This window comes from Hafnia sp. HMSC23F03, assembly GCF_001816025.1.
Taxonomy (GTDB): domain Bacteria; phylum Pseudomonadota; class Gammaproteobacteria; order Enterobacterales; family Enterobacteriaceae; genus Hafnia; species Hafnia paralvei.
In genome coordinates this window covers 293,435-316,465 of sequence record NZ_KV824242.1, presented here as the reverse complement: position 1 = coordinate 316,465, position 23,031 = coordinate 293,435, and the positions used below count along the sequence as shown (strand labels likewise).

Annotated in this window: 16 protein-coding genes; 13 read left to right on the top strand and 3 right to left on the bottom strand. The window is 48.9% G+C overall.

The features are described from left to right. Positions 1-62: 62 nt before the first annotated feature. The gene (gene hydA, locus HMPREF3091_RS19915; protein ID WP_070718363.1) at positions 63-1,451 is read left to right on the top strand and encodes a dihydropyrimidinase; all 1,389 of its coding nucleotides are present in this window, start codon (positions 63-65) and stop codon (positions 1,449-1,451) included. Positions 1,452-1,495: 44 nt separating this feature from the next. Beyond that, complete coding sequence (gene arcC / locus HMPREF3091_RS19910; protein ID WP_004097028.1) at positions 1,496-2,428, top strand: carbamate kinase; 933 nt, start codon at positions 1,496-1,498, stop codon at positions 2,426-2,428. Between the two features lie 54 nt (positions 2,429-2,482). On the opposite strand, the gene yqeB is transcribed toward arcC, so the two are convergent. Both yqeB and yqeC read right to left on the bottom strand, forming a co-directional pair. Next, the gene (yqeB, locus tag HMPREF3091_RS19905) at positions 2,483-4,075 is read right to left on the bottom strand and encodes a selenium-dependent molybdenum cofactor biosynthesis protein YqeB (protein ID WP_070718357.1); all 1,593 of its coding nucleotides are present in this window, start codon (positions 4,073-4,075) and stop codon (positions 2,483-2,485) included. Between the two features lie 34 nt (positions 4,076-4,109). Further along, the gene (gene yqeC, locus HMPREF3091_RS19900) at positions 4,110-4,913 is read right to left on the bottom strand and encodes a selenium cofactor biosynthesis protein YqeC (RefSeq protein ID WP_070718353.1); all 804 of its coding nucleotides are present in this window, start codon (positions 4,911-4,913) and stop codon (positions 4,110-4,112) included. Between the two features lie 31 nt (positions 4,914-4,944). Here yqeC and HMPREF3091_RS19895 point away from each other — a divergent pair, with 31 nt between their 5' ends. From HMPREF3091_RS19895 to HMPREF3091_RS19850, 9 genes are all read left to right on the top strand, one after another. Further along, on the top strand, positions 4,945-5,589 hold the full coding sequence (locus HMPREF3091_RS19895; protein WP_246840031.1) for an NTP transferase domain-containing protein: 645 nt from the start codon (positions 4,945-4,947) through the stop codon (positions 5,587-5,589). Between the two features lie 365 nt (positions 5,590-5,954). Further along, positions 5,955-9,062 carry a putative selenate reductase subunit YgfK gene (gene ygfK / locus HMPREF3091_RS19890; RefSeq protein WP_070718350.1) on the top strand — a complete coding sequence of 1,036 codons (3,108 nt, stop codon included), beginning with the start codon at positions 5,955-5,957 and terminating at the stop codon, positions 9,060-9,062. Between the two features lie 2 nt (positions 9,063-9,064). Continuing rightward, positions 9,065-10,393 (top strand): putative aminohydrolase SsnA, encoded by a 1,329-nt coding sequence (gene ssnA, locus HMPREF3091_RS19885; RefSeq protein ID WP_070718405.1) that lies wholly within the window; start codon positions 9,065-9,067, stop codon positions 10,391-10,393. 66 nt (positions 10,394-10,459) lie between these two features. Then, on the top strand, positions 10,460-11,236 hold the full coding sequence (ygfM, locus tag HMPREF3091_RS19880; protein ID WP_004097042.1) for a molybdopterin-dependent oxidoreductase FAD-binding subunit: 777 nt from the start codon (positions 10,460-10,462) through the stop codon (positions 11,234-11,236). A gap of 1 nt (position 11,237) precedes the next feature. Next, on the top strand, positions 11,238-14,114 hold the full coding sequence (locus tag HMPREF3091_RS19875) for a molybdopterin-dependent oxidoreductase Mo/Fe-S-binding subunit (RefSeq protein WP_070718347.1): 2,877 nt from the start codon (positions 11,238-11,240) through the stop codon (positions 14,112-14,114). Between the two features lie 155 nt (positions 14,115-14,269). Then, positions 14,270-15,730, top strand: coding sequence for a nucleobase:cation symporter-2 family protein (locus tag HMPREF3091_RS19870; protein WP_004097044.1), 1,461 nt, complete (start codon positions 14,270-14,272; stop codon positions 15,728-15,730). Between the two features lie 36 nt (positions 15,731-15,766). After that, positions 15,767-17,083, top strand: a complete 1,317-nt coding sequence (gene guaD, locus HMPREF3091_RS19865) for a guanine deaminase (protein ID WP_004097045.1) — start codon at positions 15,767-15,769, stop codon at positions 17,081-17,083. 253 nt (positions 17,084-17,336) lie between these two features. Continuing rightward, positions 17,337-18,704 carry an NCS2 family permease gene (locus tag HMPREF3091_RS19855; protein ID WP_004097047.1) on the top strand — a complete coding sequence of 456 codons (1,368 nt, stop codon included), beginning with the start codon at positions 17,337-17,339 and terminating at the stop codon, positions 18,702-18,704. Positions 18,705-18,952: 248 nt separating this feature from the next. Further along, positions 18,953-20,599: a Na+/H+ antiporter gene (locus HMPREF3091_RS19850; protein ID WP_004097049.1), complete on the top strand. Its 1,647-nt coding sequence runs from the start codon at positions 18,953-18,955 to the stop codon at positions 20,597-20,599. A gap of 189 nt (positions 20,600-20,788) precedes the next feature. On the opposite strand, the gene HMPREF3091_RS19845 is transcribed toward HMPREF3091_RS19850, so the two are convergent. Beyond that, on the bottom strand, positions 20,789-21,703 hold the full coding sequence (locus tag HMPREF3091_RS19845) for a LysR family transcriptional regulator (protein ID WP_070718340.1): 915 nt from the start codon (positions 21,701-21,703) through the stop codon (positions 20,789-20,791). 146 nt (positions 21,704-21,849) lie between these two features. Here HMPREF3091_RS19845 and HMPREF3091_RS19840 point away from each other — a divergent pair, with 146 nt between their 5' ends. After that, the gene (locus HMPREF3091_RS19840) at positions 21,850-22,290 is read left to right on the top strand and encodes a CidA/LrgA family protein (protein WP_008815414.1); all 441 of its coding nucleotides are present in this window, start codon (positions 21,850-21,852) and stop codon (positions 22,288-22,290) included. Then, on the top strand, positions 22,287-22,976 hold the full coding sequence (locus HMPREF3091_RS19835; protein ID WP_004097056.1) for an LrgB family protein: 690 nt from the start codon (positions 22,287-22,289) through the stop codon (positions 22,974-22,976). The genes HMPREF3091_RS19840 and HMPREF3091_RS19835 overlap by 4 nt, the downstream gene beginning before the upstream one ends. Positions 22,977-23,031: the final 55 nt, after the last annotated feature.

Sequence of the window (23,031 nt, the reverse complement as noted above, 5' to 3'; positions counted from 1 at the left end):
ACTCCGGCTCCAATTTGGCTGGAGTGGTTTTTTCAGCCTATAGCTCCAAGGAAAATCATTCGATGAAAAAGCTGATTATCAACGGTGTGGTCGTCAACGCGGACGGTGAAACCCGACAGGATCTGCTGATCGAAAATGGCATTATCAGCCATATGGCTGAGCATATTTCTGTTGAAGACGCCGACGAAGTGATTGATGCCCAAGGATGTTATGTCATGCCCGGTGGCATTGACGTTCATACCCATTTCAACATCGACGTTGGAATAGCCCGTAGCTGTGATGATTTTTTTACCGGCACACGCGCAGCAGCTTGCGGCGGTACAACAACCATTATTGATCATATGGGATTTGGGCCTGCGGGGTGCAATCTGCACCACCAGTTGAAAGCTTATCATCAGTATGCGGCGGGGAAAGCCGTGGTGGACTATAGCTTTCACGGCGTGATCCAACACATTGATGATGAAATCCTTAATGAAATGTCATCAATGGTTCATGAGGAAGGCATCAGCAGTTTTAAGCTCTATCTGACGTATAACTACAAGCTGGGCGATGCGGATGTTTTGCGGGCTTTACAGCAGCTACATCGTGTTGGCGCATTGGCGACTGTACACCCAGAAAACGATGCTGCGATTGCGCTACGCCGCGAGCAGTATCTCTCCGAGGGAAAAACATCGCCGATGTATCACGCGTTGAGTCGTCCTCTCGAGTGCGAGGCAGAGGCTATCAGTCGCATGATTAATCTTGCCCAGTTGGCAGGGAATGTGCCGTTGTACATTGTTCATCTTTCTAACGGTTTAGGGCTCGATTATCTCCGTTTGGCGCGTGCGCGCCATCAGCCAGTCTGGGTTGAAACCTGCCCGCAATACTTGTTGCTAGATGAGCGTTGCTATCAGCAAGAAGATGCTCTGAAATTCATTCTTAGCCCGCCGCTCCGTAATCATCAAGAACAAGACAAACTATGGTGTGGTATCACCGATGGAGCGATTGATACCGTGGCTACCGACCATTGCACATTCCCTTACCACCAACGCCTTTCAATGTCTGACGGTAATTTTACCCGCTGTCCGAATGGACTTCCTGGGGTTGAAAATCGCATGCAGCTTCTGTTTTCAGAGGGCGTAATGACTGGGCGAATTTCGCCCGCGCGCTTTGTAGAACTCACTAGCGCCAACCCTGCTCGCCTGTTTGGTTTGTGGCCACAAAAAGGCAATTTAGCCGTGGGGGCAGATGCCGATGTAGTCATTATCGATCCGCAGAAGACCACCACTATCGAGCATGCTCATTTGCATGATAACGCTGATTATTCACCTTATGAGGGATTCCGTTGCCGAGGGGAAATCATCACGACGTTATGCCGAGGGGCAAGTGTGTTTCAGGCTGGAAAATTCACAGGGCAGGCTGGCTATGGTCGGTTTATTCATCGCCAACCTTTTGCTCAACCTTCCATGTAGTTTTATTCGTTTAATCTGCGTCACCAATATCTGCGAGGAATAGGATGAAAAAGAAAATTGTGCTTGCGCTAGGCGGCAATGCGTTAGGTGAAGGACTCGCCGAGCAAATGCAGGCGGTGAAATCGACGGCGAAAGCGATTGTTGATCTGATTGCACATGGGCATCAGGTGGTGGTAACTCACGGCAACGGCCCGCAGGTAGGGATGATTAATCAAGCATTTGAAGCTGCCGCGAAAACAGAGGCACACACGCCGATGCTGCCTATGTCTGTCTGTGTGGCGCTTAGCCAAGGGTATATTGGTTACGATTTACAAAATGCGTTGCGTGAAGAACTGCTGGATCGCGGGCTGCAAACGCCGGTAGCCACAATTATCACACAGGTGATCGTTGATGCTAAAGATCCTGCTTTCGCGAATCCAACTAAGCCAATTGGCTCATTCTTTTCGCAGGAAGAGGCCGAATTGTTGACGCGCAACGGTTACACCATGAAGGAAGACGCCGGACGTGGATACCGTCGCGTGGTTGCTTCACCGAAGCCGGTTGATATTGTAGAGAAAGAAACGGTTCAGGCCATGCTTGAAGCGGGGCAAGTGGTTATTACCGTTGGTGGCGGTGGAATTCCTGTATTGCGCGAAGGAAATCATTTACGCGGTGCGGGTGCGGTCATCGATAAAGACTGGGCTAGCGCCAAACTGGCAGAAATGATCGACGCAGATATGCTGATCATTTTAACTGCGGTCGAGAAAGTGGCGATTAACTTTGGGAAACCGAATGAGCAGTGGCTGGATCAGCTCAGCATTGCTGATGCTCAGCGTTTCATCGAAGAAGGCCATTTTGCGAAGGGCTCAATGTTACCGAAGGTTGAGGCCGCCGTTTCTTTCGCTGAATCTCGTGCTGGCCGTCAGGCATTGATTACTGTGTTGAGTAAAGCACAGCAGGGAATTGAAGGAAAAACTGGGACGGTTATTGCCAACTAACCGGTTTGCGTCGCCCGCTTCCTGATTTCAACGGAAGCGGGCGAATATTCAGAATTAATGTTTCCGATCCAACTTCATCATTGCTTCCAGAACGGCGCCACCAATCGCGCGCGCTTTATCTGAAACCGTCATATAATCGGCCTCAGCGCCGCGTGGATCGATATCACCGATTTTAAATCCTTCGCAGACCTCTAATCCTTCGCTCAGCAAGCCACGCACCATGCCGGTTAATGGCGCAAATACTGGTGTTTCGCCAATATGTGCCATCACATCGCCTTCTTTAACGAGATCGCCAAGCGCAACGCAGCAGTGCATGATGCCTGAAGCGGGAGCTCGTATAACACGACGGGTCGTATGCCCGGAGATATTGCCTGGAATACCCGTGTTGGGCTGCGTATATCCTTGATAGATAACACGGCCTAGATAGTGTCCTCGGTTTGTTTCAATGACGGCATCGCAGTCGTGGCCTGCATTAAATCCAGGGCCCAACGCCACGGTTATCGGCGCCATATCCTTGTGGGTGCCCAAGTTTTGTTTAGCCAAAATAGCATCAACCAAGAAGTGAGGTTTTAGTTCATCAAGATAGCTGGCTTTTTCATCCACTAAGACTGGAATTTCACCACGATCGAGAATGCTAAATGCTTCGTCGACCCCATTCGCTTTTCTGGCAGTGACGCCTTCAACGCTGGCCTCCCCATCGAAAATAGCTTGAGCAAACGCGACGGTACGGCGGATCACCGTAGGTTTCGCGATGTCTAGCATGATCACATGGAAACCCGAATGGAAAAGCCTGAGCGCAACACCAGTCGCAATATCGCCGGAACCTCGGATAACGACGAGTTTGTCGCGTTTTAGCCTTACATCGTCCTGTTTCAAGCCGCCGGCAGCCTGATTTTTGACCTGTAAGACTTCAGCCAAAATGCTTACGGCAATTTCCTCTGGCGTTTCTGCGCCGATGTTATAGCCGATTGGGGCATGTAAACGTTCGATGAGCGCTGCTGATACTCCCTGCTGGCGTAGTGCTTGGGTAAAGGTCTGAACTTTTCTTCGGCTCGCCAATAATCCTAAATAGCATAATGGTTTCTCAATCAGCACATCCAATGCTTCTTTGTCCTGATTATTTGTCGCGATGATAACGAAGTTTTCTTTTTCAATGTTGAGCTTTTCAATGACAGCGCTGAAACTATCAGCATGTACCAGCGTAGTACCTGCAGGAAAAAGGGCAGGATCTAAGCTGGAGGCATAGGTATCGGCGACGTGTAAATCAAAGCCTAAGGGCGCTGCCGCCTGTGCAATTGCACGGTTTACGTGTCCTGCGCCGATCAAAATTAAGCGAGGACGCAAACCATGCACATCAATATAAACCGACATCGCACCGCCGCAGTCCGAGCCTACAGCGTCTTGACCATTACGCGCCATGCGCCCGTGGAAAACCCGAGCTTTACGCTCAGACAATGCTTCGAGCGCTTGCTCAATAACTAAACGTTCAACCATGCCGCCACCAATAGTGCCGAAGATACTGCCATCAGCCAGCACCAGCATTTGGCCGGAGTGCCGAGGGGTTGAACCTCGGCTTTCAATAATTTGAGCCAACGCAAAAGGCCTGTTTTCTTCTTCCAATCGTGCTGCTTGCGCAAAAATGTTCATAGCAACCTCAAGATCCCAGTGATAGTTCGTCAATTCATGTGTGTGGCTGGCGTAGCTGATGCGTAATGGGAGGGTGTTCTTGAACCGCGCCAACCCAAATAGCACTTAACTCAGGTTGGGATTCCAGTAGGCCATTCAGCGTGTCTAAAAGAGCATTATCGATCTGATAAAGTTGGTTAATCAGCCAGATGCGCAGTGCACGCTCGGGGACGCCTTTGAACATGCCTTCAGGATGTGAGATAAATTTTTCAAATACTGAAAGTTTCAGCTCATCATCGGCCTTAATGCCACAAACGGCGGCGAAAATGGGCCAACGATGAATATGTTCAGGATCTGCGGGGCGATTAATGACACTCCCTCCGGTTAACGCAATCACACAGTTACTACTGAGGGGGATGCAAGGTTCATGCCCTGCAGGGGCTTTTAGTGGTTTCTGATGTGCGCCGTCTGCCTCGACTAAAATAATGTCAAAAAGATGGGCGCGATTTAATTCGTCAGCCTGTTCGGGGGTAATGCCGGAAACTTTTTGTGTGTTCGCATTATATTCCGTGAAGAGTGCTACGATTTTAGGGTGGCGTGTTGGCACCTTTGTCTGTTGACGGAGCGTGGGCCAATAATCTTTTTCGATGATAATGGGATGAGCTTGAGAAGATTTAGGACGGTACATACGGGTGGTCGTGGTGATCAATACGCTGAGTCCTTGCTGAGCAAAAAACTGAGCTAGCCAAAACAGGGTACTGGTTTTCCCGCCAGCACCAATCAGGCTGATAAGATAAGAGCGTTTGTTTTGTACATTTGAAACGACATCATTAAATAGCACGTCAATGTTGGGTATCATCAGTTTTTATTAAAGGCCATGCCGAGGAGAAATGATGAATCATAAATTAGGAAAGCATCAACGAGCGGTTATATCGCCAATAGCGGATATGAGTCCGCGTGAAAACGTAGATTGCATCATTACGGCAGCGGGTCTTTCCTCTCGAATGGGGCAATGGAAAATGATGCTACCTTATAAAGGAGGAACGATCCTTGATTCAAGTATAGAAAATGCACGTCAATTTTGTCAGCGAATAATATTAGTCGTGGGATATCGCGGTGAAGAACTGTTGGCGCGTTATAATAATGAGAGTGATATCACAGTTATTATAAATAATAATTATGCTAGCGGTTTATTTTCTTCGATCCAAGCTGCGGGGAAAAGTGTTAATACAGAGTATTGTTTTATTACTCATGGAGACATCCCTTGCTTAAACCGTGAAATCTACCATCAGATTTGGCTGAAGCGCGGTCCTTACGCATTGCTGCCTTGTCATCAGGGAACCCCCGGACATCCTGTTTTGTTGCCTAAAAAAATCATACAGCAAGCCTGCATGGATGATGTCACCATGACGTCAATGCGTGAGTTTTTGCTTGCAGGTGAGTATCGCTATTTAAATATGAATCAGCCTCAGACGATTATGGATATAGATACACCGGAAGCATATCAATTACTGCTTGGTATTCCCCATGCTTAATTTAATTACTGGCTAATAATATCGTTGTTATTTTTTATATATTAGTTTATCGATTGCGCTCTCATTTTTTAGGTGTTCAAGTCTCAATGCTTATCAAACTGATATTGTATTATTCTATTTTGATAATTGATTCACTCGTAGGCTGCAGATGTAATTGTGGTCTTGTGCGGCATTGATTTATATTCTCATTTGTTTAGTGAGCGGATTCACAAATAAAAATTGCTATTCGATTTAGCTCACGAAATTAATGTTTTTATTTCTGAGTGCAAACCATTGGCTCGATTGTTGCTGATATCTCTTATCCGTAGAGGATTGTGAATCCTCTGCCATTTTACATTTGAGCATGTCGTAGCAAGGAGATAGTCATGGGAGATATCATGCGCCCCGTTCCTTTCGAGGAGCTTTTGACGCGAGTTTTTGCAGAATACCACGAAAGCCGCTCAATCTTCGGTATACCGGAACAGCAGTTTTATCGTAAAGACAATGACCGACTCATCAAGGTATTTGGCGAAACTTGCGAAACCCCAATGGGCCCAGCCGCTGGGCCACACACGCAGCTTGCGCAAAATATCATTGTTTCTTGGCTTACCGGTGGGCGTTTTATCGAGCTGAAAACGGTGCAGATCCTCGACCGTTTAGAATTAGATAAACCCTGTATTGACGCTGAAGACGAATGCTTTAACACCGAGTGGTCGACGGAATTTACCCTCCAAAAAGCACACGACGAATATCTAAAAGCATGGTTTGTGCTGCATCTGTTAGAAGCTATTTTTGATCCACGTACTCAAGGTGAAGCAAAGTCTTTCATCTTCAATATGAGCGTTGGCTATAACCTAGAAGGTATTAAACAGCCGCCAATGCAGAATTTCATTCACAATATGATGGATTCTGCCCAACATCCAAAATATGCCGAGTATCAGTCTATTCTGGCCAATTTCATTGGCGACAAAGACTTTGCTCAACGTTTAGCCCTTGAATCTCGTTCGGCACAGCTCAGCTCGCTGCCACAGCAGATCCCTGCGCAGATGGTACATGGCGTCACGTTGTCAACGATGCACGGTTGCCCTCCAAATGAGATTGAAGCCATTTGCCGCTATATGTTGGAAGAGAAGGCGCTCAATACCTTTGTTAAGCTGAACCCAACCCTGCTCGGCTATCCACGTGTGCGTGAAATCTTAGATACCTGCGGTTTTGATTATATCGGCCTGAAAGAAGAGTCTTTCGAACATGATTTGAAGCTGGAACAGGCGATTTCCATGCTGCAAAGGCTGATTGCTCTCGGCAAAGAAAAACAGCTAAGTTTTGGCGTGAAGTTGACTAACACGCTCGGCACCATCAACCACAAAGGCGCGCTGCCTGGCGAAGAGATGTATATGTCGGGCCGTGCACTGTTCCCTCTGTCTATCAACGTGGCCGCGGTGCTATCTCGCGCCTTTAATGGCGAACTTGCCATTTCTTACTCTGGTGGTGCGAGCAAATTTAATATTCGCGAGATTTTTGATACTGGTATTCGCCCAATCACCATGGCAACGGATTTACTCAAGCCGGGTGGATACTTACGCCAGTTAGAGTGCATGCGTGAACTGGATCAGTCTGATACTTGGGGCATGACTAAAGTCGACGTTGAGCGTCTGGAAGCGCTGGCGAAGAAAGCGGTCAGCATGGAATACACTCAGAAACATTGGAAAGCTCAGGATCGCATCGATGCGGGTGGCCCGTTACCAATGACTGACTGCTATGTGGCTCCTTGTGTTACTGCCTGTGCCATTAAGCAGGATATTCCTGAATATATTCGCCTGCTTGGCGAGCAGCGTTATGCGGATGCATTAGAACTGATTTATCAGCGTAATGCGCTACCTGCGATCACTGGACATATCTGCGATCACCAGTGCCAGTACAACTGTACACGTCTGGATTACGACAGCGCGCTAAATATCCGCGAGCTGAAAAAAGTCGCCTTGGAAAAAGGCTGGGATGAATACAAGCAACGTTGGCATAAACCTGCGGGCTCTGGCTCTAAGCATCCGGTTGCGGTGTTAGGCGCAGGGCCTGCGGGTCTTTCTGCTGGTTACTTCCTGGCTCGTGCGGGCTATCAGGTCACGCTGTTTGAGCGCGAGGCTAATGCGGGCGGGGTAGTGAAAAACATTATTCCTCAGTTCCGTATCCCTGCAGAAACCATCCAGCATGATATCGATTTTGTTGCTGCCCACGGCGTGAAGTTTGAGTTCGGCTGCGACCCAGAATTAACCGTCGATAAGCTGATGCAGCAAGGCTTTAGCTATGTTTTCGTCGGTATCGGCACCGACAAAAATAGCGGCGTGAAACTGGCTGGTGATAACCGCAATGTCTACAAATCTCTGCCATTCCTGCGCAGCTACAACCGTGGCGATAAGCTTTCTCTTGGCCGTCATGTTGCCGTTGTCGGGGCGGGTAATACCGCGATGGACTGTGCGCGCGCTGCGCTGAAAGTTCCGGGCGTTGAAGATGTCACCGTTATTTATCGTCGTACCCTGAATGAAATGCCAGCCTACCGCGAAGAGTATGAAGAAGCGGTGGAAGACGGCGTGAAATTTATGTTCCTGACGAACCCAGAACAGTTTGATGCTGATGGCACATTAGTTGCGCGCGTTATGGAACTGGGGGAGCCTGATGAGAAAGGGCGTCGCCGTCCAGTTGCAACGGATAAAACCATTAAACTGCAGATGGATGCGCTCATTACCGCCATTGGTGAACAGGCTGACTGTGCAGCGTTAGACGCTATGGGCGTGCCGTTGAATGCCGAGGGTTGGCCTGCGGTGGTGAACGAGGCCGGTGAAACCACCCGTCCTAACGTGTTCTTGATTGGGGACGTGCAAAACGGACCTTCTTCTATCGTTGCCGCTATTGGCACTGCTCGACGTGCAACAGATGAGGTACTTAAGCGCGAAAACATTCGCTCACATCACCATGACAAACAGTGGTCGAATGTCGATCCTGCCGAAATTTATCAGCGTAAGGGCGCTATCAGCGTCGTGATGGTTGATAAAGAAGAGCGTGAAGCCTTTGTCGCTCAGGAAGCTCAGCGCTGCTTGGAATGTAACTACATTTGTAGCAAGTGTGTTGATGTTTGTCCTAACCGTGCCAACGTTTCAATCGCCGTCCCAGGTTTCCATGACCGTTTCCAAACCCTGCATTTAGATGCTTATTGCAACGAATGTGGTAACTGTGCGCAGTTCTGCCCGTGGGAAGGCAAACCTTACAAAGACAAAATCACGATTTATAGCCTACCAGAAGATTTTACCAACAGCACCAACCCTGGATTCTATGTTGATGAACAAAACGTCAGCGTACGTCAGGGCAAGCAAATCTGGCACCTGCATATTGATGAACACGGCCAACTGGACGAAGTTCCCGCTGAGTTGGAAGACATGTGCCGCATCATTAGCCATGTTCACAACCACCATCACTATCTACTTGGCCACGTGGAGGTTTAATGATGCTTATTCTTAAAAATGTCACCGCTGTGCAGTTTGAACCTGCGTCGGTGCAGCACGGTGTAGATATTGCGGTTGAAGGGGCGTTGATCAAAGAAGTGGGCCATCAGTTAGCGGCTAAATACCCGCAGGCTCAGGTCAAAGAGATGCAGGGAAAACTGGTGATGCCTGGAATTGTGTGTGCGCATAACCACTTTTACTCTGGGTTGTCGCGCGGGATTATGGCCAATATTGCACCAAGCCCAGACTTTATCTCTACGCTAAAAAATCTCTGGTGGCGTTTAGATCGCGCTTTAGATGAGGAGTCGCTGTATTACAGCGGGCTGATTTGTTCACTGGAAGCCATTAAGAGCGGTTGTACGGCGGTTATCGATCACCACGCGTCGCCAAACTACATTGCTGGGTCACTTAACACGTTACGCAAAGGTTTTATCAAAGCGGGTCTGCGTGGCATGACCTGTTTTGAAACAACCGATCGCAACGGTGGCAATAAAGAGCTTCAGGCCGGAGTTGAGGAAAACATCGCTTTTGCGCAGCAGATTGACTCAGCCAAAAAACGTGGGGATGAACCCTATTTGGTTGAAGCACACATCGGTGCTCATGCGCCTTTCACCGTATCAGATGCGGGTTTGGATATGCTGCGTGAAGCCATTAAGGCGACGGGACGCGGTCTCCATATCCACGCAGCGGAAGATAGCTATGATGTTTCCCACAGCCACGATAAATACGGTAAGGATTTGATCGTCCGCCTCGCGGAGCATGATCTGATAGATGCCAAAACGCTGGTGGCACATGGTTTATATCTCTCACCTGCGGATATTGAAATCATCAATCAGCAGGATGCGTTTTTGGTACATAACGCCCGCTCGAATATGAATAACCATGTTGGTTATAACCATCGTATTGGCGAGTACCGGAATTTAGCGTTGGGTACGGACGGTATTGGCTCAGATATGTTTGAAGAACTGAAATTTGCGTTCTTTAAACATCGTGATGCGGGTGGGCCGCTATGGCCAGACAGTTTTACCCGTTTCCTATGGAACGGCAACCGTCTGCTGGAACGCAACTTTGGTGCGCGCTTTGGCTGCTTAGAGGCGGGATATAAAGCCGATCTCACCGTTTGCGATTATCCAGAACCTACGCCTTTGGCCGCGCAGAATATCGGCGGGCATCTTGCTTTCGGCATGGGGGCAGGCAGTGTGAAAAGTGTGATGGTAGAAGGGCGCTTTGTTTATGAAAACGGCCAGTTCCCGTTTGATGTCGCGCCAATCTATGCTGAGGCCAACAAGGTCGCAGAGCGCTTGTGGAAGCGGATGGATTCATTGGCATAAATGTTATACCGCCCCTTATTGAGGGGCGGTTTGCCCTTTATGGGGAGAATAACAAGAGGATGAAAAATGATTGAGCAATTTTATCGGCCAGAATCTGTAAAGCAGGCGCTTGAGCTCAAGCGCCAGTTTCAGGATCAGGCGGTCTATTTTGGCGGAGGGAGCAAACTCAATGCGACACCGACCAAAACCACAAAAAAGATCGCTATCGATTTATCAAAATTAGGACTCAATAAAGTGAGTTGGCAACAAGGTCAACTGCATATTGGTGCTCAGATTAAATTACAGGCTCTCATTGATACTCCGTTAATCCCAGAGTCGCTGCGCAACGCGCTGGGTTTTATCTACTCTCGTCATCTGCGTAATCAGGCTTCGCTGGCGGGTGAAGTAGTGGCCAAGCAAAAAGAACGTGTTTTACTGCCCGTTTTGTTTGCATTAGATGCCCAAGTCGTCACAGCGACCGGTGAGACGCTGAGCTTAGAAGAGTATGTATGTCACGATCGCGACGATCTGCTGCTTGAAGTGATCCTGCCCGAGCCTTATCGTCGCTGCGCGACGCGTAAAGTTGCCCGTTCTGCCGCTGGGCTGGCGGTGGTCACTGCGGCCGTTGCATTAACCGCCAAAGGTGAAATGAAAATTGCATTGGACGGTGTCTCAGAGCACCCCATTCGGTTACGCGATGTGGAATCGCGCGGTCTTAGTGATGATGCATTAGAAAAAGCCGTGAGCGATGTCATTCATCCACGTGCTGATATCGGAGGCAGCGAAGCATACAAGCGTTATATCGCGGGTGTTGTCGTTGCAGAACTGCTGGCTGATTGCCAACAGATGAGTGAGGAAAAGTGATATGAACATTCGCTTTACGCTAAACGGTACGCCACGCACGCTGTCATGCGAGCCGGGCGATAATGTACAAAAAATCTTATTCAATCTGGGGCTGCATTCTGTCCGTAATAGCGATGACGGTTTTGGTTTTGCGGGTTCAGATGCGATCATTTTTGATGGCGTGATTGTCAATGCTTCTCTATTGATCGCCGCTCAGCTTGACGGTTCTGTGGTACGTACCGCTGAATCGCTCGGAACTTGGAATCAGCTTAGCCCAGTTCAGCAAGCCATGGTCGATGTGGGCATCGTGCAGTCGGGATACAATGATCCTGCTGCGGCGCTGATCCTGACCGATCTCCTTGAGCGTATTTCCTCACCTTCACGTGCGCAGATCGACGATGCGTTGTCGGGATTATTTAGCCGTGATGCAGGCTATCAGCAGTTTTATCAGGTTGTTGAGCTGGCTCAGGCGCGCATGAACGATCCTTTTTGCCAGCGCGAAATTGCCCCTGAGTTTCGCGACGATCTTCAGGTGGTAGGCAAGCTGTGCCCAAAGGTCGATTCTGCCAAAATGGTGCAGGCTAAACCTTGTTATGTCGAAGATCGTATTCCTGAAAATGCCTGCGTCATCAAGATGCTGCGCAGTCCACACCCTCATGCATTGATCACGCATTTAGACGTTAGCAAAGCAGAAGCCTTGCCAGGCGTGGTGCATGTCATTACGCACTTGAACTGCCCAGACATTTACTACACACCTGGCGGACAAAGTGCCCCAGAACCTTCGCCGCTAGATCGCCGGATGTTTGGTAAAAAGATGCGTCACGTGGGAGATCGTGTCGCCGCGGTGGTGGCTGAAAGTGAAGAGATCGCTCTAGCCGCATTGGCGCTGATCGACGTCAGTTTTGAAGTGTTACAGCCAGTGATGTCGATTGATGAGGCAATGGCTGAAGATGCTCCGCTGGTCCACGATGAGCCTATTGTTTATGTCAATGGCGCACCGGCCGATCTTGAGGTGCAGAATCGGGGCTCGGCGACGCGGGGCGAGCACATGATCATCAACTTCCCGATTGGTGCGAAGCCACATAAAAATATAGCCGCAGGCGTGCACGGCCGTATTGGGGATGTTGAGAAGGGATTTGCTCAGGCAGATGTTGTTATTGAGCGCACGTATGAGTCTACGCAGGCGCAGCAATGTCCGACAGAAACCCACATTTGCTTCACCTACATGGACGGCGAACGGTTGGTGATCCACGCATCTACTCAGGTGCCATGGCATGTTCGGCGTCAGGTAGCGCGCTTGGTTGGGCTCAAACAAAATAAAGTTCACGTTATCAAAGAGCGCGTCGGTGGAGGATTTGGATCCAAGCAAGATATTTTGCTAGAGGAAGTATGCGCATGGGCAACCTGCGTTACGGGCCGTCCGGTCTATTTCCACTACACTCGCGAAGAAGAGTTTATCAGCAATACGACACGGCACGTTGCCAAAGTTAAGGTCAAAATTGGTGCCACGAAAGAGGGCAAGCTGACAGCCATCGATATGGACTTCCGCGCCAATACCGGCCCTTATGGTAACCATTCACTCACCGTTCCAAGCAATGGCCCAGCGCTTTCGTTGCCGCTATACCCTTGCGACAACGTTAACTTCCAAGTCACGACTTACTACAGCAACATTTGCCCAACGGGCGCGTATCAAGGTTATGGCGCACCAAAAGGTAACTTTGCACTCACTATGGCGTTAGCCGAGTTGGCCGAGCAGCTTGATATCGATCTGCTGGACATGATCGAGATTAACCGAGTCACTGAGGGGCAAGAGCTGAAGATTCTGGGGGCCATCGGCGAGGGGAAAATGCCGACATCGGTACCAACGGCGGCTAGCTGTGCGTTGGAGCCTATTTTGCGCAAAGGACGCGAGCTGATGAACTGGGGCGAGAATAAAGCTCCGCAGGGCGATTGGAGGATTGGTCAGGGTGTTGCGATCATCATGCAAAAGTCGGGGATCCCAGATATCGACCAAGCAAACTGTATGGTGAAGCTGGAGTCTGACGGCACCATCATCGTTCATTCCGGTGGCGCTGATATTGGTACCGGCCTCGATACAGTCGTGACCAAGCTTACCGCCGAAGTGCTGTGTTGCCCGCTGGCTGACGTGCATGTGATTTCGGGTGATACCGATCACGCGCTCTTTGATAAGGGGGCTTATGCGTCCTCGGGAACCTGTTTCTCAGGTAATGCGGCCAAGAAGGCGGCTGAAAATCTGAAAGAGAAAATCCGCTTCCACGGAGCCCAGATGCTGGGTGAGCCTATTGAGGACGTGACTATTGTGGCTCCAAGCATTGTGCGCGGAAAACAAGGCGAGGTGAGCTTTGCCGAGATTGCTCATAAGGCTGAAACAGGAACGGGTTTTGGTACTTTGGTGGCGACGGCAAGCTATATTACCCCTGATTTTGCTTTCCCATTCGGTGCTAACTTTGCCGAGGTTGCCGTTAACGTGCGCACCGGTGAGATCAGGCTCGATAAGTTTTACGCCCTGCTCGATTGCGGTACGCCGGTAAACCCGGAACTGGCATTAGGGCAAATCTACGGTGCGTCAATGCGAGCTATCGGGCATAGCCTGACCGAGAAGTTGATTTACGACAAAACCGGTAATCCGATTACCCGCGATCTACAAACCTACGGTGCGCCGAAGATTGGCGATATACCACGTGACTTCCGCGCATTTTTGGTGCCAAGCGATGACAAGGTTGGACCTTTCGGTGCGAAGTCGATTTCTGAGATCGGTGTAAACGGAGCTGCTCCTGCCATTGCGACGGCGATTCACGATGCATGCGGCGTTTGGTTGCGAGAGTGGCATTTCACGCCGGAAAAAATCCTCCGAGGACTGAATAAACTCGAGGCGTAAGCGTAATAAGATGCGGGGTAATCCCCGCATCTCTACGATTCAATAGTTAACTAAGCATGGACTTAAGTCTGGATTCATTTAATCCGGGCAGGGTTTCTGCATGGTTTTTCCCGCATTTATTGAATCAGATATTAAATTTCTCACTGGAGTAGAAAATGTCTGATGTACAGCAAGTTGCAGATAAAACCGTTAAACAAGAGCACCCCTATGCGAGTGACTCTGAGCTTATTTATCATCTAGATGATAAGCCGCCGTTACATGAAATGTTGATTGGTGCGGTAACTCACCTGTTGGCTATTTTTGTTCCGATGGTAGCGCCTGCGCTGATTGTCGGCACGGCACTTGGATTATCGCCAGAAATCACCGCTTATCTGGTTTCTATGGCAATGATTGCCTCCGGTATTGGCACTTTCATTCAGGTAAACCGATTTGGGCGTGTTGGCTCGGGTTTGCTTTCCATTCAGTCTGTGAACTTCTCCTTCGTTACCGTCATGATTGCGCTAGGCGGCTCGATGAAAAAAGAAGGGCTCGATGAGCAGGCAATCATCTCCTCTTTGTTGGGCGTTGCCTTTGTCGGGGCGTTCTTGGTCGTCGCATCCTCACAGGTTTTACCCTATCTAAAACGAGTGATCACCCCAACGGTCAGCGGCGTGGTGGTCCTGATGATCGGCCTTAGCCTGATCAAGGTCGGGATTATTGATTTCGGTGGCGGATTACCGGCAAAAGGCGATGGCTCCTTTGGTAGCTATCAAAATCTGGGGCTGGGCTTTCTGGTGTTGTGCGTCGTTATCGGTTTTAACTGCTGCCAGAATGCACTGCTGCGGATGGGGGGGATCGCGATCGGGCTGGTTGTCGGCTATATCTGTGCGTTATTTATGGGGATTGTCGACTTCTCTACGTTGAAAGATCTTCCCATCATCACGATCCCTCAACCGTTTAAATATGGATTCTCATTTGATTTCCACGCGTTTTTAGTCGCGGCCACTATCTACTTATTAAGCATTTTAGAAGCCGTCGGTAGCATAACGGCAACGGCCATTATTTCCGAACGACCTATCGTGGGAGAGGAGTATGACAAGCGGTTATCCGGTGGCGTATTAGCGGATGGTTTGGTTTCAGTTATCGCTTGTGCTCTGGGCTCACTGCCATTAACCACTTTTGCGCAAAACAACGGGGTTATCCAGATGACCGGTGTGGCGTCGCGTCATGTCGGTAAATACATCGCAGCAATCTTGGTGATACTGGGATTGTTCCCTGTTATCGGGCGATTTTTTACGACGATTCCTGCGCCAATCCTTGGTGGTGCGATGACGCTGATGTTTTCCATGATTGCTCTGGCGGGGATAAAAATTATTTTGTGTGGCGGTATGGATCGGCGTGAAACGCTGATTGTGGCCACGGCACTTGGAATTGGGCTAGGTGTTTCCTATGACCCACAAATTTTCCGCGTGCTTCCTGATTCTGTCTATGTGTTGTTCGAAAACCCTATCTGCGCGGGAGGGGTAACCGCCATCATTCTTAACTTATTGATCCCACACGTGAAAAAATATGGTCAGGAAGATGAGTTGGAAGAACTAATTAAGCCTGTAACCGAGAATTTTACTCAAGCGAAATAATGGTTTGCCACTCTGACATGTAATGGAGAAAGGATCATGTCTGAACAAAAATCTTTAAAAGCGATACGCGGTAATTTTTTAGACATTGTAAAAACAGTGGAACAGCCCGAGGAGATTGAATCTCATCTCCGTTTTATTGAAGACGGCTTAATGCTTATTCGTAATGGGAAAGTGGAGTGGTTTGGTCAATGGGAGGAAGGGAAACATCTCATACCTGAAGGCATTCGTGTTCGTGACTATAGCGGCAAAATGATTGTTCCAGGCTTTATTGATACTCACATCCATTATCCACAAAGTGAAATGGTTGGAGCCTATGGTGAGCAGCTGTTGGAATGGCTGAATAAGCACACTTTCCCAGCTGAACGCCGTTATAACGATATTGAGTATGCGCGTGAGATGTCGGCTTTCTTTATCAAACAACTTTTGCGCAATGGTACGACAACGGCGTTGGTGTTTGGAACCGTGCATCCCGAATCCGTTGACGCTTTATTTGAAGCCGCTCATAACATCAATATGCGCATGATCGCAGGCAAAGTCATGATGGATCGCAATGCGCCTGACTATCTGCTTGATACGGCTGAAACCAGCTACACCCAAAGCAAAGCGTTGATTGAACGCTGGCATCGTAACGGGCGTTTACTCTATGCCATTACGCCACGCTTTGCGCCAACCTCCACGCCAGAGCAATTGGCGATGGCGCAACGGCTACGTGAAGAATATCCCGACACTTATCTGCATACTCACCTCTGCGAAAATAAAGATGAAATCGCATGGGTGAAATCCCTGTATCCAGATCGTAAAAACTATCTAGATGTTTATCACCATTATGGGCTGACCGGAAAAAACAGCGTGTTTGCTCACTGTGTGCATTTGGAAGAGCAGGAATGGGACTGTCTGCGTGATAGCGGTTCATCAATTGCGTTTTGTCCGACGTCTAATCTGTATCTTGGCAGCGGCTTATTCAATCTGAAAAAAGCATGGCATAAACAGATTAAGGTGGGCATGGGAACGGATATTGGAGCCGGAACCACGTTCAATATGCTGCAAACGCTGAATGAAGCCTACAAGGTGATGCAACTTCAAGGCTGGCGGATGTCGGCGTATGAAGCGTTTTATTTAGCGACGCTCGGTGGCGCTAAGGCATTGGGGCTGGATGATATCATCGGTAATTTCAACTTGGGCAAAGAGGCTGATTTTGTTGTTTTAGAGCCAACGGCAACGCCGTTGCAGCAGCTTCGTTACGATAACTCGGTGACGCTCATGGACAAATTATTTGTGATGATGACGCTCGGAGATGACCGTTCAATCTACAGAACCTATGTCGATGGACAATTAGTGTACGAACGCACCTAAAATGTCGATTTCTTTTGTTGAAATGACGGTTTAGAGGCCAGATAATCGTTTGCCTTAAATAACCGTCCCATTTTTATGACTGAAGTGCTTGATGGGGTAATCGTTTGCTTTGCGGTTTTTGTTGCACCAATAGGTACCGCAAATGGATATCGCAAAGTTACGGTAATAAGAAAAACGCAGGTTCAGGCGTTCATTATCTTGAACAAAATTATTGTCATCATGCGCAATGTTAAAACACTCAGAGGACATCAATATGTCTAGCAATGCATCTCAAGAAGGGTCTGCGGGTAAATCGGGCGGTTCGCTTGACGCTTACTTTAAAATTTCTGCACGGGGAAGCAGTGTTCGCCAAGAAGTACTGGCTGGCCTTACGACCTTTTTAGCGATGGTCTATTCGGTCATCGTTGTGCCAAGTATGTTGGGTAAAGCGGGTTTTCCTCCTGCTGCGGTGTTTGTTGCGACCTGTCTGGTTGCCGCTTTTGGCTCATTACTGATGGGATTGTGGGCGAATCTGCCAATGGCGATTGGCTGTGCGATTTCATTGACGGCATTCACTGCGTTTAGCTTGGTACTTGGGCAGCATATTAGTATCCCTGTCGCCTTGGGCGCAGTGTTTCTTATGGGGGTTCTGTTCACCCTGATTTCAGTGACCGGGATTCGTTCGTGGATACTGAGAAACTTACCGATGGGGATTGCACACGGTACAGGGATTGGTATCGGCTTATTCTTGCTGCTGATTGCCGCGAACGGTGTGGGTTTAGTTATTAAGAATCCAATCGAAGGTCTGCCAGTTGCGTTGGGCGCATTTACTTCTTTCCCTGTGATGATGTCTCTACTTGGACTGGCTATCATTTTTGGTTTGGAAAAGCTGAAAGTTCCTGGCGGCATTCTGCTTGTGATTATTGGTATTTCTATTGTCGGGCTGATTTTTGACCCTAGCGTGAAATATCAAGGGTTGTTTGCGTTACCAAGCCTAACTGCCGAAGATGGTTCTTCACTGATTTTTAGCTTAGATATCATGGGCGCTCTGAAACCTGTGGTTCTGCCAAGCGTTCTGGCTCTGGTCATGACGGCGGTGTTTGATGCTACCGGTACGATTCGTGCGGTGGCGGGGCAAGCGAATTTGTTAGACAAAGATGGGCAGATTATCAACGGCGGAAAAGCGTTAACCGCTGACTCCGTAAGCAGCATTATCTCCAGCCTTGTTGGTGCATCTCCAGCGGCGGTATACATTGAATCCGCCGCGGGTACGGCGGCGGGGGGTAAAACCGGTTTGACTGCCACCGTTGTTGGCATTTTATTCCTGCTGATTTTGTTCCTGTCTCCTCTGTCTTATCTGGTCCCTGGATATGCTACTGCGCCAGCGTTGATGTATGTTGGTCTGCTGATGTTGAGCAACGTTTCTAAACTCGACTTTAACGACTTCGTTGATGCCATGTCTGGTCTGGTGTGCGCAGTGTTTATCGTGCTGACCTGTAACATCGTTACCGGCATTATGCTAGGTTTCACCACTCTGGTTGTCGGGAGAATCTTCTCTAATGAATGGCGAAAACTGAACATTGGTACCGTGATTATCGCGATTGCATTGGTGGCATTTTATGCCGGTGGTTGGGCTATCTAACGTCAGCAGGTTTCGCGTTAGTTGTTCACGAATAACATTAAGGGCGTCCTTCGGGGCGCCTTTATTTTTTTGTGTACTAGGAATTGTCATAGTAATCTTCAACAGAAATAATACCATTGGTTACTTTCAGGTAATTCTCAGGCTATTTGCACACTTTTTCCTTTAGGACAAAATTCATAAAGTGATATGTTTGACACGGTATTAATGAGCAAAATGCGGTTGTACTTTGTAGTGAGACTAAGGAAAGCATGGAAATCTTCTTTACTATTTTGATCCTGATCCTAGTGGTTTCTTTGTCTGGGGTGGTAACGCGTATGTTGCCGTTTCAGATACCGTTGCCGCTGATGCAGATCGCTATCGGGGCTCTGCTCGCTTGGCCGCATTTTGGCCTTCACGTTGACTTTGATCCTGAACTTTTCCTCGTACTATTCATTCCTCCGTTACTGTTTGCAGACGGATGGAAAACCCCAACGCGAGAGTTTTTACACCACGGGCGTGAGATTTTAGGTCTGGCTCTGGTGTTGGTATTAATTACGGTCGTAGGCGTGGGGTATTTTCTGCATATCTTGCTGCCAGAGGTTCCTCTGGTTGCCGCATTTGCATTGGCCGCAGTGCTATCGCCAACGGATGCCGTGGCGTTAGGTGGGATTGTTGGCAAGGGGCGTATTCCAAAAACCATTATGGGTGTATTGGAAGGCGAAGCCCTGATGAACGATGCGTCAGGCCTAGTGGCTCTCAAGTTTGCGATTGCCGTCGCGATGGGCACCATGGTGTTCACCGTGGGAGGCGCAACGCTTGAGTTCCTTAAAGTGGCTATCGGTGGTTTATTGGCCGGTGTCGCAGTGACGTGGCTTTACAGTAAATCGTTACGGGTAATGAGCCGCTGGTCTGGCGATGATCCGGCAACGCAAATTGTCCTTCTGATGCTGTTGCCTTTTGCCAGCTATCTGATCGCCGAACATGCTGGCGTCTCGGGGATTTTGGCCGCAGTCGCTGCGGGTATGACGATCAGCCAATCGGGCGTTATACGTAATGCACCGTTGACAATGCGCCTGCGTGCAAACAGCGTGTGGGCGATGTTGGAATTTGTGTTTAACGGCATGGTTTTCATCATGTTGGGCTTGCAGTTGCCGGGGATCCTCGAAAGTTCGATCATTCAGGCTGAACGAGACCCGACGATTCAGACATGGTATTTGTTTGCTGATGTTGCATTAGTGTATGCGGTTCTGCTGGTATTACGATTCCTGTGGCTGTGGTGCATGCGCCGCCTAAGCCTGCGTTTTATGAAACGTAATCCACTCCAGTTTGCCAGCTACAGTTTGCGTGACCTGTGGATTGCCTCTTTTGCTGGGGTTCGCGGAGCGATTACTCTGGCAGGTGTGCTTTCAATACCCCTATTCTTGACCGATGGGACGCCATTCCCTGGGCGATATCAGCTGGTATTCATCGCTACTGGTGTGATTCTTTTCTCCCTTATTGTGGGGGTAGTGATTTTACCGCTGCTGCTGAAGGGGATGGAGGTTACGGATAGCAATACCTATCGTGATGAAGAGACAATGGCAAAATCTGTTACGGCAGAAGTTGCGATTGAAAGCCTGAAGAAAATGCAGGAACGTTTGGAAGTTGATACCGAAGAAAATATCGATCCTCAACTGCTGACCGAAGTCAGCTCACGCGTGATCGGGAGTTTACGCCGCCGTATCAGTACCAAAGAGAATGCAGAAGAGATGCGCAAGGTTGAGAACCTTGAGCGTCGTTTCCGACTGACCGCGCTACGTGCAGAACGCGGTGAGCTTTACCACTTACGTGCTACCCAAAAAATCAGTAATGAGACCTTGCAGAAGTTGCTGCACGATCTGGATTTGCTGGAAGCATTGTTGGTGGAGAAGAGCTAATACGTGGGGTGTGTTGTCTATGTGGGCTGGGCGCTGTAGCGTTGCGCCCATCTGACTGCATAGGTAATTTCATGCTTCATGGTGGGTGTTCAACAAGGGAGTACCAGAGCGTGCTCCCTTTATTTGTGCTGTTTTTATTTCTTTCACGTTTCAGTCTTGGAAGATAGAGCACCACTCGATAGGTGTCTATTACTTCAACGTTATCCACTCTGGATGCATCACACCGTCTGGCCAAAACTCTCGGCAGCGGGCAATCCACGCCTGCGCACTGTGAGATAAATAACGTCCTTCACACCAAATCAAGCCCAGTTCCCACATGAGTTTCGGTTCTAGGGGAAGCCATAAGAGTGTTTTCGGATCGAGCCGTTGGCAAACGGGTTCGGGCAGAATGGCAATCCCTACATTGGCTTGAACCATCGCGGCGAGGAAATCCCACTGACCGCTACGCACGGCTATTTGTGGGCTCACATTGTGAGAGGCAAAAGCCTGCATGAGCTGTTTGTAGAGTGCAAAATCTTCGTTGTAGATCAAAATGTTTTGCTCTGCTAGCTCTTCCATATGGATGCTGGTGCGCCCTAGCCAAGTCTCGGAACGGGGTAACAGCACACAGAGAGGATGGCTGAACAGCGGCAGTGAGGCAATTGCAGGGTCGATGTCGCCGGAAAGAGCCGTTAGGGCTAAATCCAATTCGCCGGATAGTAATGCTTGTTCAACGGTAAGACCTCCAAACTCGGAGATAATTAATTCAATCCCTGGGTAGTTCTGACGGAACTCGCTTATTAGCCCTGCCATTTGTGTTCCGACCATTGGAGGGATACCCAATTTAAGCTGGCCGCGTTTGAGCGTACCAATGTCCTCAAGTTCAGCTTTTAGCTGACTAAACTGATCGAGGATCGCCAGACCTCGCTGGTAAACGGCTTGTCCACTGTCGGTGAGATGCAGGCGGCGTCCCTCACGGATTATCAATGAGCAGCCCAGCTCATCTTCTAAATTACGCAGCATTTTGCTGATGGTTGGCTGAGTAACGAACAGTTTTTCTGCGGCGCGGGTAAAGCTTTGTTGGCGTACCACTTCTACAAAATAGCGCAGCGTTCTGACATCCATGATCTCTCCTGAGAACGATGTGAGTTGTTAAACCCTAAAGTATGCCAATTTGGCATGATGGCAATAATATTAATTCATTTTATGCAGGTATTGTTTCTTGCCTATACTGTGCGCTCATTCACATTTTTCTCATTCTGAGGTTACCCATGTCTCTGGCGTTGCGCTCTCGCGCGCCGTTCGTCCTTAGTCGTTTACAGGTGCCTGTTCAGGTCGCTTTGTATGCTGGACTCTTTCTGGTTGCGCAGTGGGTTGTGGTGCAATTTCATTTACCACTTCCGGCGAATATCGTAGGTATGTTGATGCTATTGGCGATGATCGTTTTGCGCGTCTTGCCGATTAAATGGGTGAAAGCAGGATCGCGTTGGCTGCTGGCTGAAATGCTGCTGTTTTTTGTGCCTGCGGTGGTTGCTGTCGTGAACTATGCCTCATTGTTAATGATAGAAGGCTGGCGGATTTTTGCCGTTATTGCGGTGAGCACTATGCTGACGCTTGGGCTAACAGCTCTGGTTGTGGATAAAGTCTATCGTTTTGAAATTTATATGCAGCGTAAGAAACAAACGGCAGCACATAAACGAGATATCGCATGAGCAGTTTAACTATCAGCATCCTTTGCTTATTGATGACGCTTGGGCTTTATTTTGCCAATAAGAAAATCTATCGCCGCCTACACAGTATCTGGATGATGCCGCTGGTTTTAACGCCATTGATCTTGGTGCTTTTCTTGGTCATAACCCACGTTTCCTATCAGGATTACATGGGAGAGAACCATTGGCTGCTGTGGTTGTTAGGGCCAGCGACTATCGCATTTGCAGTGCCTGTTTATGAAAATATGGCGATTATCCGCCGACATTGGATGTCACTGAGCGCGGGCGTTATCACGGCCACTATTGTCGCCGTGTGCAGCTCTGTGTGGCTGGCACGGTTGTTTACTCTGTCTGAAGAAGTACAACGCAGTCTCGCTGTCCGTTCTATCACGACGCCATTTGCATTAGAGGCTGCTAAGCAAATGGGAGGGCAGCCAGATTTAGTCGCTTTGTTTGTCGTCATTACCGGCGTATTTGGTATGGCCATTGGCGATATTTTGTTTCTTCGGCTCGCGGTACGCAGCGGTATGGCAAAGGGCGCGGGGTTAGGGGCGTCGTCTCACGGTGCCGGAACAGCTAAAGCTTATGAAATAGGGCAAACGGAAGGGGTAGTTTCAAGTCTGGTGATGATGTTAGCTGGCGTCGTCACGGTGGTACTCGCCCCGTTAATTGGTCATCTGATGTGGTAATAAATTTCAATAATAAGCCTGTATACCCGTCATACTTCAAGTTGCCTTTTTGTTG

What these genes read in the sequence shown, in the direction of transcription:
- HMPREF3091_RS19850 (WP_004097049.1), top strand. Translation starts at nt 18,953, where the DNA reads ATGGAAATCTTCTTTACTATTTTGATCCTGATCCTAGTGGTTTCTTTG.
- HMPREF3091_RS19845 (WP_070718340.1), bottom strand. Translation starts at nt 21,703, where the DNA reads ATGGATGTCAGAACGCTGCGCTATTTTGTAGAAGTGGTACGCCAACAA.
- guaD (WP_004097045.1), top strand. Translation starts at nt 15,767, where the DNA reads ATGTCTGAACAAAAATCTTTAAAAGCGATACGCGGTAATTTTTTAGAC.
- yqeB (WP_070718357.1), bottom strand. Translation starts at nt 4,075, where the DNA reads ATGAACATTTTTGCGCAAGCAGCACGATTGGAAGAAGAAAACAGGCCT.
- HMPREF3091_RS19895 (WP_246840031.1), top strand. Translation starts at nt 4,945, where the DNA reads ATGATGAATCATAAATTAGGAAAGCATCAACGAGCGGTTATATCGCCA.
- ssnA (WP_070718405.1), top strand. Translation starts at nt 9,065, where the DNA reads ATGCTTATTCTTAAAAATGTCACCGCTGTGCAGTTTGAACCTGCGTCG.
- HMPREF3091_RS19855 (WP_004097047.1), top strand. Translation starts at nt 17,337, where the DNA reads ATGTCTAGCAATGCATCTCAAGAAGGGTCTGCGGGTAAATCGGGCGGT.
- hydA (WP_070718363.1), top strand. Translation starts at nt 63, where the DNA reads ATGAAAAAGCTGATTATCAACGGTGTGGTCGTCAACGCGGACGGTGAA.
- HMPREF3091_RS19840 (WP_008815414.1), top strand. Translation starts at nt 21,850, where the DNA reads ATGTCTCTGGCGTTGCGCTCTCGCGCGCCGTTCGTCCTTAGTCGTTTA.
- HMPREF3091_RS19835 (WP_004097056.1), top strand. Translation starts at nt 22,287, where the DNA reads ATGAGCAGTTTAACTATCAGCATCCTTTGCTTATTGATGACGCTTGGG.
- yqeC (WP_070718353.1), bottom strand. Translation starts at nt 4,913, where the DNA reads ATGATACCCAACATTGACGTGCTATTTAATGATGTCGTTTCAAATGTA.
- HMPREF3091_RS19870 (WP_004097044.1), top strand. Translation starts at nt 14,270, where the DNA reads ATGTCTGATGTACAGCAAGTTGCAGATAAAACCGTTAAACAAGAGCAC.
- arcC (WP_004097028.1), top strand. Translation starts at nt 1,496, where the DNA reads ATGAAAAAGAAAATTGTGCTTGCGCTAGGCGGCAATGCGTTAGGTGAA.
- ygfM (WP_004097042.1), top strand. Translation starts at nt 10,460, where the DNA reads ATGATTGAGCAATTTTATCGGCCAGAATCTGTAAAGCAGGCGCTTGAG.
- ygfK (WP_070718350.1), top strand. Translation starts at nt 5,955, where the DNA reads ATGGGAGATATCATGCGCCCCGTTCCTTTCGAGGAGCTTTTGACGCGA.
- HMPREF3091_RS19875 (WP_070718347.1), top strand. Translation starts at nt 11,238, where the DNA reads ATGAACATTCGCTTTACGCTAAACGGTACGCCACGCACGCTGTCATGC.